The organism is Pseudomonas sp. R3-56 (assembly GCF_051132075.1).
In the GTDB taxonomy this organism is placed as follows: domain Bacteria; phylum Pseudomonadota; class Gammaproteobacteria; order Pseudomonadales; family Pseudomonadaceae; genus Aquipseudomonas.
Window position 1 is genome coordinate 4,316,047 of sequence record NZ_CP071657.1, and the last position, 13,625, is coordinate 4,329,671.

General features: G+C 62.0%; 6 protein-coding genes. 5 read left to right on the forward strand and 1 reads right to left on the reverse strand.

Annotated elements, in window-relative coordinates; translation table 11 throughout:
- Positions 1-287 precede the first annotated feature (287 nt).
- The 5 genes from pvdM to J3P96_RS19610 all read left to right on the forward strand — a co-directional run bounded on the left by pvdM (position 288) and on the right by J3P96_RS19610 (position 9,931).
- On the forward strand, positions 288-1,658 hold the full coding sequence (gene pvdM, locus J3P96_RS19590) for a pyoverdine-tailoring dipeptidase-like protein PvdM (protein ID WP_434624993.1): 1,371 nt from the start codon (positions 288-290) through the stop codon (positions 1,656-1,658).
- Positions 1,655-2,935 (forward strand): pyoverdine-tailoring periplasmic protein PvdN, encoded by a 1,281-nt coding sequence (gene pvdN / locus J3P96_RS19595; RefSeq protein WP_434653064.1) that lies wholly within the window; start codon positions 1,655-1,657, stop codon positions 2,933-2,935. Before pvdM ends, pvdN begins: the two co-directional genes overlap by 4 nt.
- Before the next feature lie 20 nt (positions 2,936-2,955).
- Positions 2,956-3,831: a formylglycine-generating enzyme family protein gene (locus tag J3P96_RS19600; RefSeq protein WP_434653066.1), complete on the forward strand. Its 876-nt coding sequence runs from the start codon at positions 2,956-2,958 to the stop codon at positions 3,829-3,831.
- 282 nt (positions 3,832-4,113) lie between these two features.
- Positions 4,114-5,772 carry a cyclic peptide export ABC transporter gene (locus tag J3P96_RS19605; RefSeq protein WP_434653068.1) on the forward strand — a complete coding sequence of 553 codons (1,659 nt, stop codon included), beginning with the start codon at positions 4,114-4,116 and terminating at the stop codon, positions 5,770-5,772.
- 37 nt (positions 5,773-5,809) lie between these two features.
- On the forward strand, positions 5,810-9,931 hold the full coding sequence (locus tag J3P96_RS19610) for an amino acid adenylation domain-containing protein (RefSeq protein WP_434653070.1): 4,122 nt from the start codon (positions 5,810-5,812) through the stop codon (positions 9,929-9,931).
- Positions 9,932-10,825: 894 nt separating this feature from the next.
- Here the strand turns inward: J3P96_RS19610 and J3P96_RS19615 are convergent.
- Positions 10,826-13,294 (reverse strand): TonB-dependent siderophore receptor, encoded by a 2,469-nt coding sequence (locus J3P96_RS19615; RefSeq protein WP_434653072.1) that lies wholly within the window; start codon positions 13,292-13,294, stop codon positions 10,826-10,828.
- Between the last annotated feature and the right edge of the window lie 331 nt (positions 13,295-13,625).

Below are 13,625 nucleotides of genomic sequence, written 5' to 3' on the forward strand. Positions count from 1 at the left end.
GGACGATGGCTGGGCGGACAAATTTATAGCGAGCTGCGAGGGCCTCATCGCGAGCAAGCTCGCTCCCACAATGGATCTGGGTACATTCGCAGAAGATAGGTTGGTTTCACGGCCGCCTTCGCGAGCAGGCTCGCTCCCACAGGTGGATTGCATTTCAATGTGGGAGCGAGCTTGCTCGCGAAGGGGCCCTCAAGGGCGCCTAAATTTCCCCACCGGCCACTCGTTTCCCCCAGATAGCAAAGGCCCCCGCGCCTGTCCTTCCAAGGCGAACCAGACTGAGATCGGCAATGACCACACCACGTTCGAAAAAGGCTCTTTTCACCGGCGTATCCCTGGCCCTGGCGCTGGTCGTCGGTGGTGGGCTCGCGGCCTGGGACCATTGGTGGCGGGACAATCCCGGCTACCCGGTCAAGGTGATGAAAGAAGCCCGGGAGCTGCACGAGCGCCTGTTGTCCTTCGACAGTCACATCACCGTGCCGCTGGATTTTGGCACCGCCGGCAATGAAGCGGACAAGGACGGCAACGGCCAATTCGACCTGGTGAAAGCCAATCGCGGTCACCTCTCCGGCGCAGCGCTGACCATATTCGGCTGGCCCGAACTGTGGAACGGCCCCAACGCGCCGCACAAGCCCACCGCCGGCTTCGTCGAGGAAGCGCGCAACCAGCAGGAAGTGCGCTACAAGATCATCACCGGCATGGTCCGGGATTTCCCCAACCAGGTCGCCATCGCCTACACCCCGGATGATTTTCGCCGCCTGCACGGCGAAGGCAAGTTCGCAATTTTCATCAGCATGCTCAACGCCTACCCCCTCGGCCACGACCTGAGCCTGCTGGACCTGTGGACGGCGCGGGGCATGCGCATGTTCGGCTTCAGCTACATCGGCAACAACGACTGGGCCGATTCTTCGCGACCGCTGCCGTTTTTCAACGATTCGCCCGACGCCCTTGGCGGCCTCTCGGACATTGGCAAGCAAGCGGTGAAACGCCTGAACGACCTCGGCGTGATCATTGACGTATCGCAAATGTCGACCCTGGCCCTGGAGCAAGTCGCACAACTGAGCCGCACCCCATTGGTAGCTTCTCACTCGGCGCCACGGGCCATGGTGGACATCCCGCGCAACCTCAGCGACAAGGAAATGCAGTTGATCAAGGCCAGCGGCGGCGTGGTGCAGATTGTCGGTTTCTCCCAGTACCTGCGACCGCTGACGCAAAAGACCCAGGACAAACTCAACGACCTGCGCGAGCGCTTCGACCTGCCGCCGCTGTCCAACCTGGCGATGGCGCTGATGCCCGGCGATCCGATCATCGCCGCGTGGCCGGAACAGCGATTCGGCGAATACGCCGGCCAGCTCTACGCCATTCTCGAAGAGGAACCCAAGGCCAGCCTCAAGGACCTGGGCGATGCCATCGACTACGCCGTGCGCAAGATCGGTATCGACCACGTCGGCATCAGCTCGGACTTCAACGAAGGCGGCGGCGTAAAGGGCTGGGAAGATGTCGGCGACATCCGCAACGTGACCGCCGAACTGCTGACGCGCGGCTACTCCGAAGCCGACATCGCCAAACTCTGGGGCGGCAACTTCCTGCGCGTCTGGGACCAGGTGCAGAAAGCCGCCCAGCCAGCGATTGCCGCGACGCAGAAGGCGGCCCAGCGATGAACGAGCGCCGTACCTTTCTCAAGCAAGCCGGGATCCTGACTGCCGGCCTGCCGTTTGCCGCCAGCCTGCCGTCCATCGCCGCTGCCGATCCATTGTCGCCGCTGCCCCGGGACAAATGGGCGCAACTGCGCTCGTTGTTCTACCAGGACCCGGACTACCTGCATTTCTCCAATTTCCTCATCACCACTCACCCACGTCCGGTGCGCGAGGCCATCGAACGCCACCGCGCCGCCCTCGATAAAAACCCGGGATTGTTGATGGACTGGGACCTGGGCGTCACCGAAGAGCGCGAGGAAAACGTGCGGACCTGGGCCGGGCGCTACCTGCAAGCGACACCGAAACAGATCGCCCTGACCGGCAGCACCACCGAAGGCCTGGCGATGATTTATGGCGGCGTCCATGTACGGCCCGAACAGGAAATCCTCACCACCGCCCATGAACACTATGCCACCCACACCATCCTCGACTTGCGCAAGCAACGGGACGGCACCCGGGTGCGCAAGATCAAGCTGTTCGAAAACGCCCGCGACGCCAGCGAGGCGCAAATTCTCGCGGCCATCGACCGCAACATCCGCCCCGAGACCCGCGTACTGGGCATGACCTGGGTGCACTCGGGCAGCGGCGTGAAGCTGCCGATCGGCAAGATCGGCGCCCTGGTGGACAAGCACAACCAGGGCCGCAGCGATGAGCAGCGGATCGTTTATGTGGTGGACGGCGTGCACGGTTTCGGTGTCGAGGACCTGAATTTCCCGCAGATGAATTGCGACTTCTTCATCGCCGGCACCCACAAATGGATGTTCGGCCCCCGGGGCACCGGCGTGGTGTGCAGCCGCAGCGAAGAGGTCAGGTACGTCACGCCGATCATCCCGACCTTCTCCGAGGCGACGGCGTTTTCCACCACAATGACCCCGGGCGGCTACCACGCGTTTGAGCATCGCTGGGCGGCGGACGAGGCCTTCAAGCTGCATCTGCAATTGGGCAAGGCCGAGGTGCAGACGCGCATTCATGCGCTCAACAGCTACCTGAAGAAACAACTGCTGGCGCTGCCGCAGATCGAGCTGGTCACGCCGTTGAGCCCGGAGCTGTCGGCCGGCTTCACCTTCTTCCGGGCCAAGAATCGCAAAAGCGATGAGATCGCTGCCTACCTGATGCAAAACCGCGTCATCGCCGACGCCGTGCACCGCGATGCCGGGCCGGTGATCCGCACCGCGCCGGGGCTGCTCAACACCGAAGTCGAAATCGACCGCTTCATGGCGCTGTTGAGCAAAACACTCTGATGACTGATCGAGAGCAATCGATGAACCGATTTTTATTGAAGACGCTTCCGGCATTGGCCCTCACCGCCCTGCTGCCCTCCAATGCCCAGGCGTCGCAACCGGGCCAGGTATTTCGCGACTGCAAGGACTGCCCGGAGATGGTCGTGCTGCCCACCGGCACCTTCCAGATGGGCACGCCGGACAACGAGGTCGGCCGCGAGCCCGACGAAGGCCCGATGCACCCGGTGACGTTCGACAAGCCGGTGGCAATCAGCCGCTTCCAGGTGCTCCAAGGCGAGTGGTTCGCCTACCTGCGCGACAGCGGCTACGTGATGCCTGACGGCGACAAGCGTCCCGGCCGCGCGTGCCAGGCCGGCATCCCGGATTACCAGGGCAGCGATCCGCGCAAGCAATACACCGACCGGCACCCGGCGGTGTGCATGGATTTCGCCGAGGCCACGGCCTACGTGGCGTGGCTGTCGAAAAAAACCGGCAAGCCGTATCGGTTGGTCAGCGAGTCCCTGCGCGAATACGCAGCGCGCGGCGGCAGCGATGGCTCGTTTCCCTTCCCATTCGATGAAGGCAAGGACTACAGCATCGCCCAGCACGCCAATACCTACGGCGCCGCCGATGGCTACAACTTCACCGCGCCGGCCGGCAGCTTCGCGCCCAATGCCTTCGGCGTGTACGACATGCACGGCAACGTCTACGAATGGACCGCCGATTGCTTCAACGAAAACTACCTCAATGCTCCAGGCGACGGCAGCGCCGCACTGACGGGCAACTGCAAAGTGCGGCGCATCCGTGGCAACGACTGGGGCGAAGCACCGGTGTTTTCCCGCTCGGGCAACCGCAACGCGGTGTTTGCCGATGCCCGCGGCGATTGGCTGGGGTTCCGGGTCGCCCGGGATATGTAGCTCAACCTGCCGGACACGCTTTTGTGGCGAGGGAGCTTGCTCCCGCTGGGCCGGTCCGACGCTTCGGGCGCAGCGGCCCCAAGATTTTGCGGTCGCTGCGCAACCGAGCGGGAGCCAGCTCCCTCGCCACAATAATGTGTGTCAGGTGGTTCCTCGTTAAATCCCCTTTCCCTCCAATCGTTCCATAGGTGGGCGCGTCCCAACCGGCGTGCCGCCGTCCTCCAGCCCATGCGGTGAATGCCCCCGATGGCCTTCGCCCTTTTTATCTAGCAGGGAACCTCCATGAGCCAACCACAACGCGGGGTGATCACTGAATTGTTCATCCTGCTCAAACCCTTCCGGCTGATTGTCGTAGGCTCCATCCTCTTGGGCATGCTCGGTGGCCTGAGCATCACCGCCCTGCTGGCGACCATCAACGACGCGCTGAACGCCGATGCCGGGCCCTCGCCACACATGCTCGGCACCTTCGCCGGGCTTTGCGCGGCGGCGCTGCTGACCTCGATCCTGTCGGACATCGGCACCAACCATGTCGGCCAGAACATCATCGCCAGCCTGCGCAAATCCCTCGGCCAGAAAGTCCTGCTGGCACCGATCGAACAGATCGAGCGTTTTCGCAGTCATCGGCTCATCCCGATACTGACCCACGACGTCAACATGGTCAGCAACTTCGCTTTTTCCTTTGCGCCATTGGCGATTGCCTTCACCGTCACCCTCGGCTGCCTGGCCTACCTGGCCTACCTGTCATTGCCGATGTTTGCGCTGCTGCTGGTGGCATTGGTGATCGGCACGGTCATCCAGTACGTGGCGCGAGCCCGTGGCATTCGCGGTTTCGAAGCGGCCCGCGAGGCTGAAGACGCCCTGCAAAAGCACTACAGCGCGATCGCCGCCGGCGCCAAGGAATTGCGTATCCATCGGCCTCGTCGCCAACGCATGTTCAGCCAGCGCATCGAAGCCACCGCCGAGCAGATCTGCGATACCAACATCCGCTCGGTCAACACCTTCGTGGTCGCCAAGACTTTCGGCTCGATGCTGTTCTTTGTGGTCATTGGCCTGGTCCTGGCCCTGCAATCGCTGTGGCTGGGCATCGACAAGGCGGTGCTCAGCGGTTTTGTGCTGGTGCTGTTGTATATGAAAGGGCCGCTGGAATACCTGGTGATGACCTTGCCGGTGATCAGCCGCGCCAACATTGCATTCAAACGCATTGCGGAGTTGGCCGAGCAGTTCTCCTCACCGGAACCGCATCTGCTGCTCAACGATAAGAGCGTGCCCAAGCCGACGATCCAACAGCTTGAATTGCGTGACGTGCACTACGTCTTCCCGGCGGTCGACGGCAGCCAGGCCTTCGCCCTCGGACCGGTCAACCTGTCCATCGACCAGGGCGAGATCGTATTCATCGTCGGCGAGAACGGCGGGGGCAAGACCACGCTGATCAAATTGCTGCTGGGCCTCTATGCGCCCCAGGGCGGTGAAATTCTGCTCGATGGCAAGCCGGTGCTGGCTGCGCAGCGTGACGATTATCGCCAGTTGTTCACCACGATTTTTGCCGACTACTACCTGTTCGATGAACTGGTGCAAGGCGACCAGCAAGTGCCGGGGACCGCCAATCGTTACCTGGAGCGCCTGGAGATTGCCCACAAGGTCAGCATTCGCGACGGTGTCTTCAGCACCACCGATCTCTCCACCGGCCAACGCAAGCGCCTGGCCCTGCTCAACGCCTGGCTGGAAGAACGCCCGGTGATGGTCTTCGACGAATGGGCCGCCGACCAGGACCCGGTGTTCCGGCGGATCTTCTACACCGAGCTGCTGCCGGAGCTGAAGGCCCTGGGCAAGACCATCATCGTCATTTCCCACGACGACCGTTACTTCGACATCGCCGATCAGCTGGTGCGGATGCAGGCCGGTCAGGTCGTCACTGAAAAGGTCCCGGCAGCCTTCGCCTGAGCCTGCCCGACGCAATGCTGTCTACCGCGAGAACACCATGAACGAATTGCTAGATGATGATCTGCTGGCGCTGCTGCTCGATGACGCCGCCGACGATCTGCACGCGCGGTCCAACCGCAGCCGGCTGGACCGCGCGCCCTTGTCTTTCGCCCAGCAACGCTTGTGGCTGGAACAACAGCGCGACCCGACCCGGTCGGCCTACAACCTGCCACGTGCCCTGCGCCTGACGGGCGAGCTGAATGCCGATGCCCTGGAGCAAGCGCTGAATCGGGTCATCGACCGGCACGATATCCTCCGCACCGCGTTCATCGAAATCGACGGCGCCGCGACCCAGGTGGTTGAGCGCAACGCCTGCCTGGTCCTGCATCGCGAAGACCTCGCCGGGCTCGACCAGCCGACGCTTTCGCAGCGCATCGAGCAACACGCCCGGCGACCGTTCGATCTCACCCAGGCGCCGCTGATGCGGGCCACCCTGCTCAGGCTGAGCCCTGCGGAACATGTGCTGTTGCTGAATATGCATCACATCGTGTCCGATGCCTGGTCCAACACGATCCTCATGCAGGACATGACCCAGGCCTATGCCCAGGGCTTGCTGGGCGATCCGTCACCGCTGCCGCCGTTGCCCCTGCAATACGCCGACTACGCGAAGTGGCAACGCGGCGAGTACCTGCAGAGCCTGGCCTGCCGGCGCGGCGGCGAATACTGGAGCGAGTACCTGGGCCACGACCTGCCCACACTGGAACTGCCACAGGATTTTGCGCGCACCGCGAGCCAGACACACATGGCCGGCCGTGTGCAGGTGGCGCTGGCCCCGGCGATGGTCCATGCGCTCGACACGTTCTGCCAACGCCAGGGGCTGACGCCGTTCGTGGTAGCACTGGGTGCCTGGCAATTGCTGCTGGCCCGCTACAGCCGCCAGACCGACTTCACCGTCGGCGTTCCCAACGCCAACCGCAACAACCATGAAAGCCAGGACCTGGTAGGTTTTTTTGTCAGCAGCCAGGTGTACCGGGCGCGGATCGACTCGACCCGCAGCGCGCTGGATTTTCTCCGCGATTTGCGCGCGCAGTCCCTCGCCGCCCTGGAGCATGCCGATTACCCGCTGGAATTGATCCTCGATCAACTGGGCGCCAACCCGCTGTTTCAGGTCCTGTTCAACTGGCGCACCGGGTCACAGGCGGCGTCGCTGCCAAGTCCGGAGCAATTCATGCTGGAGTTTCTCGACACCGGCGAAAACCAGGCCAAGTTCGACGTGTCGCTGGATGTCGACTATTCACAACAGCAGACCGTGGCGACCTTCGAATACAGCCGTGACCTGTACCGCACACAAACCATCGAGCGCATGGCCGAGCATTGGCAGAACCTGCTGCGCGGCCTGATCGAAACGCCCGGCTGCGCCCTCGGCGAGCTACCGTTGTTGAGCACCGATGAACAGCGGCTGACCCTGAACGACTGGAACCGTCGGCCGACCCGGTTGCGCCAGGAAGAGTGCCTGCACCAGGTGATCGAAACCCACGCCGCCAACACCGCAGAGGCGATAGCGCTGACGTTCGAAGGGCAGCACATAAGCTATGCCGAGCTCAATCGACACGCCAACCAATTGGCCCATCGTTTGATCGAACAAGGCGTCGGGCCCGACGTACTGGTCGGCATCGCGGTAGAACGCACGCCACGGATGATCATCGGCCTGCTGGCGATTCTCAAGGCCGGCGGCGCCTACGTACCGCTGGACCCGGCCTACCCGGCCGATCGCCTGGCCTATATGATCGAGGACAGCGGCGTCAGGCAGATACTGACCGAGGCCCACCTGCTTGATTCGCTGGCGCTGCCCGCCGGCGTCGACTGCCTGTTGCTGGATCCGGTCGATGCCGTCAGCACCTACCCCGAACACAATCCGCACGTGCCGATGGATCCGGACAACCTGGCCTACGTGATCTACACCTCCGGCTCCACCGGCAAACCCAAAGGCGCACTGCTCGCGCACCACAACGTCAGCCGATTGTTCCAGGCCACCGACCATTGGTTCGGTTTCGACCAGCAGGACGTGTGGTGCCTGTTTCACTCCTACGCCTTCGATTTTTCCGTGTGGGAGATCTTCGGTGCCCTGCTGCATGGCGGCCGACTGGTCATCGTGCCCCACGCCGTGAGCCGGGCGCCCGAGGATTTCTACGCCCTCGTCTGCCAGGAAAAGGTCACGGTGCTCAACCAGACCCCATCGGCATTCAAGTCGTTGCTGCAAGTGGCCTGCGACCCTCAACAGACGCTCGTCCACCGCTTGCGACAAGTGATTTTCGGCGGTGAAGCGATTGATGTGCAGAGCCTGCGCCCCTGGTTCGAACGTTTCGGCGACCAGACACCACAATTGATCAACATGTACGGCATCACCGAAACCACGGTGCATGTCACCTGGCGGCCGCTGTCGTTGCAGGATTTGCATGGCGAGGCCGCCAGCCCCATCGGCGAGCCCATCGTCGATCTGTCCTGGTATTTGCTCGATGCGCACCTGAACCCGGTGCCCAAGGGTTGCATCGGCGAGCTGTATGTCGGTCGCGCGGGCCTGGCCCGTGGTTACCACCAGCGCGCCGACCTGACCGCCAGCCGTTTCATTCCAGACCCGTTCGACCCACTGCCGGGCGGACGCCTGTACCGCACCGGGGACCTGGCCCGCTACCTCTGCGACGGCAGCATCGAATACATCGGACGCCTCGATCATCAGGTCAAGATCCGCGGCTTCCGCATCGAGTTGGGCGAGATCCAGGCGCGCCTGCAAATGCTCTCGGCGGTCCGCGATTGCGTGGTGTTGACCCATGAAGGCCCGGGCGGCCTGCAATTGATCGCCTACGTCATCCCGACGCAACCGGCCTCGGCCGGGTTGCGCGAAGACCTGCTCACTGCGCTGAAAACGCAGATGCCGGACTACATGGTGCCCAGCCATCTGTTATTCATCGATCACTTGCCGCTCAATGCCAACGGCAAGCTCGATCGCAAGGCCTTGCCGGAACCGGACGCCGACCTCCGGCATTCGACCTACGTGGCGCCCCGCACGCAGTTGGAACAGGCCCTGGTGCAACTCTGGCAACAGTCGCTGAAGGTCGAGCGCGTGGGTATCAGCGACAGTTTCTTTGAGCTGGGTGGGCATTCGATCCTGGCGATCGAGCTCATCGCCAGCCTCAAGGCACGCCTGAACCACACGGTGCGCCTGCAAGAACTGCTGGCCAACCCGAGCATCGCCGAACTGGCCCGGTTCATTTCGCAAAAACACCGCGAGCAGACGCAGTGCCTCGTCGCCCTGAACAACGCGCCCGCCAGCGCACCGCAGCTGTTCTGCCTGCACCCCAGCGGGGGCATCGTCTTCTGCTACCAGCCACTGGCGCGCAAACTGCAAAATCGCGCACGCACCTTCGGCGTCATGCACCGCGGCTTCAGCGAACCCCATGCGGGCCCCGAGGCCTGGCACCAGATGATTGCCGACTACAGCCAGGAAATCGTCTCGGCTCAGCCAGAGGGTCCGTATTACCTGATGGGATGGTCCCTGGGCGGGGCGATTGCCCTGGACATCGCGGCAACCCTGGAAAGCCAGGGTCATACGGTGGGTTTCCTGGGGCTGGTGGACAGTACGATTCCCGAGCACCTGTATCCCGCGACGTTGCCGCGTCATCGGGAACTGCTTGCGGAGGAAAAAACCGACCCGGCCTCGCAGGATCTGCATGAGGCAATCGAGTATTTCGATCTGCTGTTCCCTGCTCTTACGGAACGCACCGCGGCCTTTCGACGGGAACACCCTGACAGCTCGGTCAAGGCTTTCCACGAGTGGGCCGCCGGGCAGATCGAGCCTGAGCGAGGCGACTTGCTGTCGGTCGTGCAGAGCGTCAAGGAAGAGGTCATGAATGCCCAGGCGTTTTCGGTGCATGACCGGTTGCTGGAGGCCTTTGAGGGGTTCGCTTTCAAGCCGGTACGGGTACGTCCCAGCTGCTGGTGGACCGAGGCAGAGAAAACACCGCAAGAGCTGGCGTTTTGCGAGGCGTTAGTCAGGGAACATAGCTTGACTGGCGAGTTGCAGTGTTCAGTGCGTTCTCCGTTGCGCCATAGGGGCATGATCTTTGATGAAGGGTTGCTTGATTCGTTGGTTGAGGTGTTTTTGGGGAACCTGGCGGGGTAGCGCTTGAGCGAATGCCGGGGACTCTTCGCGTGCCTGCTCGCGAAGGCGGAGTATCAGTCAATGAAGATGTTGAATGTGCCGGCCCCTTCGCGAGCAAGCTCGCTCCCTCAGTGACTCCCTGTGGATCGTGAAATCTGTTCTGTCGAAAATCCAATGTGGGAGCGAGCCTGCTCGCGAAGGCGGAGTGTCAGTCGATGAAGATGTTGGATGTGCCGGCCCCTTCGCGAGCAGGCTCGCTCCCACGGTGATTCCCTGTGGGCCGTGAGATCTGTATCTGTCGAAAATCCAATGTGGGAGCGAGCTTGCTCGCGAAGGCTGAGTGTCAGTCGATGAAGATGTTGGATGTGCCGGCCCCTTCGCGAGCAGGCTCGCTCCCACGGTGATTCCCTGTGGGCCGTGAGATCTGTATCTGTCGAAAATCCAATGTGGGAGCGAGCTTGCTCGCGAAGGCTGAGTGTCAGTCGATGAAGATGTTGGATGTGCCGGCCCCTTCGCGAGCAGGCTCGCTCCCACAGAACGAACGCGGACCCCAGCAAGAGCCAGGTCGGCTATAAGGCCGCCTCGCGGTGGACGTTGATTTCGGCGCCCCGTTAACCACGCTGGCCGAACGCAGGCATTGTGGAGTGGGCATCCCGGCAAGGATGCCGGGATAGCCGCGCTGGGCCAGGGATGGCCCTTCGCGGCGGCCCACGGAGCAATGCCGGAGTGAGGGCATGCCGAGCCTAGGCGAGGCACCGAGTGGTGGGGCAAAAGCGTTTTGCTTACTTTTACGCTTCATAAAAGTGAGTCGCTGTAAAAGCGAAACCGCCAGCGGCCATAACCAAAGAAATAGATATGCACAAAAAAAACCGACCCGCAAAACCACAGCGGATCGGCCTTCCGCCTTAGATCAGATCAAAACTGCGGTGTATATTTCACGGTAAACATCAAATTCCTAGGATCGCCGAAGTTGTTGTTACCGTTGATCTGGTTGTAAGCCGGCGTGATGTACGTCTTGTCAAACAGGTTGTTGGCATTGACCGCCAACCCGATCTCCGGCGTCAACTGATAGCCGACACGGGCATTCCACACGGTGTAACCCGGTACGTCATAGTTGAGGTCGAAGACCTGCGTATGGCTTTGGGTAGTGAAGCCCAGGCCCGCATTGACACGGTTCCAGTCACCGGTGAATTGGTAATTGCCCCACACCCGGAGCATGTGTTTCGGCGTCCAGGTACTGAAGACACTGCCTTCGTTATCCGGATCTTTCAGGTACTTGGTGGTGTTGTAGGTATAGCCCGCGAACAGCTGCAGATTGTCGATCACCTCACCGCTGATTTCGGCCTCGATGCCCTGGCTACGCACCTTGCCCGAGGCTGTCGAGCAACCGAAGCCACCACATCCCGAACCGCCGTCATTGACCGCACGGTTTTCATGGTCGTAGCGGAAGACAGCCAGGGAAGTATTGACCCGACCGTCCATCAATTCACCTTTAAGACCCACTTCATAGTTGGTGCCGATGACGGGCTTGAGCACGGAACCGTTGGCATCAACGTTGGTCTGCGGCTGGAACACGTCGGTGTAACTGGCGTACACCGCCCACTCACGACTCAAATCGTAGACGATACCGGCGTATGGCGTGACCTCCCCCGTCTCACTTCCAGTGCTCGGCGCATTGGGGGTAATACCGGTTGCCCGTTCCGTTTTCGACTTGTAGCTGAAGTCATACCAGCTGACCCGGGAGCCGAGGATCAGCGTCAGGTCGTCCACCGGCTTGACGCGCCAGGTACCGTATATGCCTTTCTGGCGAATGTCGTACTTGCTCAGTGTGCCCATGCCACCCGGGCTATTGATCAGGCCCTCATAGCTGATGTCCGGACGGTTGTTGTCGAGGTCGAAGATATTGTCGGTGCTGCTGTTGAAGGTCCGGGCGTATTTGTCGTCCGTCTCCAGCTGGGAGTAGTTGCCGCCGAGCATGACCTCCTGCTCCATCGACAGGGCTTCGAACTTGCCGACCAGGTTCATGTCCAGACCCACTTTGGTGGACTGGAAGTCAGTCACGAAGTCGGCATATTGCACGCGGCTGCCATCCGGCAGCAGGCCGCCAGGACTTTGCGTGCGCTGGTTTTTCGCCTGGTTGTCTTCGGTCATCTGCACGGCACCGACCTTGAACGCCCAATCCTCGTTGAAGCGATGCTCCAGGTCGGCGTACAGCGTGGTGACGTCGATATCGGAACGGTTCCAGCGCGCGCCGGTGTAGGTCGAGCGCGACACGTCCGGCATCGAGCCATCGGCGTAGCGTGGCAGGCCGCGGATGTTGCCACGCGACTCGCCATTGGATTGGCTGGCCGCGAAGCCCAGGGTGGTGTCTTCGCTCAGGTCGATGTCCAGCGAGCCGTAGAGCGAGTGGGTCTTGTTCCAGGCATGATCGACGAAGGAATTGCTCTGGTCTTCGTCGGCGACGATACGGCCGCGGATGTTGCCGGCCTCGTTCAGCGGGCCGCCGGCGTCCAGTTGCAGGCCGTAGTGGTCCCAGGAGCCGGCCTTGCCGGTCAGGGTAACGGTCGGGGCGCTCTGGCCACGCTTGCGCACCAGGTTGACGGCGCCGCCGGGGCTGCCGGTGCCTTGCAGCAGGCCGGACGCACCACGGAGGATTTCCAGGCGGTCGAAGAAAATCAGGTCCTGGGTCGCCCAGTTGCCCAGCGAGTAGGTGTTACGCGGGATCGGCACACCGTCGTACTGCCAGTCATCGATCTGGAAGCCGCGCGACGAGAGGATCATGCCCTGACCGACGCCCTGCAGGCCGACGACGCCGGTGGTCTGGTTGACGGCGTCCTTGAGGCTGACCAGGTTCTGGTCATCCATCTGCTTGCGCGTCATCACCGTGATCGACTGCGGAATCTCCTTCAGGGTATGAGTGCCCTTGCCGATGGTCACCGCATTACTGGTGTACGAGTTGCTGCCTTCGGTGGTGGCCTCCGGCTGCTGCGCGTTGATGGTGGTCGCGCCCAGTTCCAGACCTGCGCCGGAGCCCTTTACCAGCATCAGGGTATTGCCCTCGAGGCTGTGGCGCACGCCGGTGCCCTTGAGCAATTCGGTGATGGCCGCTTGCGGGCTCATCTTGCCGCTGACGCGATTGCTTTTCAGGCCGGCCAGTTCGTCGGCGTTATAGATCACTTGTTGGTTGGTCTGCTCGCCGAACGCTTTTAATGCCTGCGGCAGCGGTTGCGCAGGGATGTTGATGCTGACGTTTTCAGCCATCACCTGGGCGCTCAATGGCAACACGCAGACCAGACCCAGGCCCGTCAACACCCGGCGCGAACGCAGGCCGCGGGACATGACCAATGCCTTGAACAGCGGTTTCAACTCATGAATTGCCGACATCGTGCTCTCTATTATTGGTAGAAGAAAAGTCCATGGGGGCCGAAGGGCCTGCCGCTCGCCAGCACGGTGTACCTGCTGACCGACCCCTCCCCGGGTACGGTCATCCGGCTGGACGACAGCTAAATTTTTCCTGGACACAACCGGCGCCTGGGCAGCCCTGCCCGAGCCGATTTGCCCGCATACCTAAGTAAGACGCAGCACCTGGGAAAAACCGGAATGAGTTTATTTATCATTCGCGCAAAAGCTCGAAAAAAAGCCGATGCGAACGGGCACCGGCCTCTTGTTGATTGAAGCGATCGTTCCTACGCGGAGCGTGGGAACGATCTCCATT

Bases quoted from the DNA above. Each gene is read 5' to 3' on its own strand.
- J3P96_RS19615 (WP_434653072.1), bottom strand. From the start codon at position 13,294: ATGTCGGCAATTCATGAGTTGAAACCGCTGTTCAAGGCATTGGTCATG.
- J3P96_RS19605 (WP_434653068.1), top strand. From the start codon at position 4,114: ATGAGCCAACCACAACGCGGGGTGATCACTGAATTGTTCATCCTGCTC.
- pvdM (WP_434624993.1), top strand. From the start codon at position 288: ATGACCACACCACGTTCGAAAAAGGCTCTTTTCACCGGCGTATCCCTG.
- J3P96_RS19610 (WP_434653070.1), top strand. From the start codon at position 5,810: ATGAACGAATTGCTAGATGATGATCTGCTGGCGCTGCTGCTCGATGAC.
- pvdN (WP_434653064.1), top strand. From the start codon at position 1,655: ATGAACGAGCGCCGTACCTTTCTCAAGCAAGCCGGGATCCTGACTGCC.
- J3P96_RS19600 (WP_434653066.1), top strand. From the start codon at position 2,956: ATGAACCGATTTTTATTGAAGACGCTTCCGGCATTGGCCCTCACCGCC.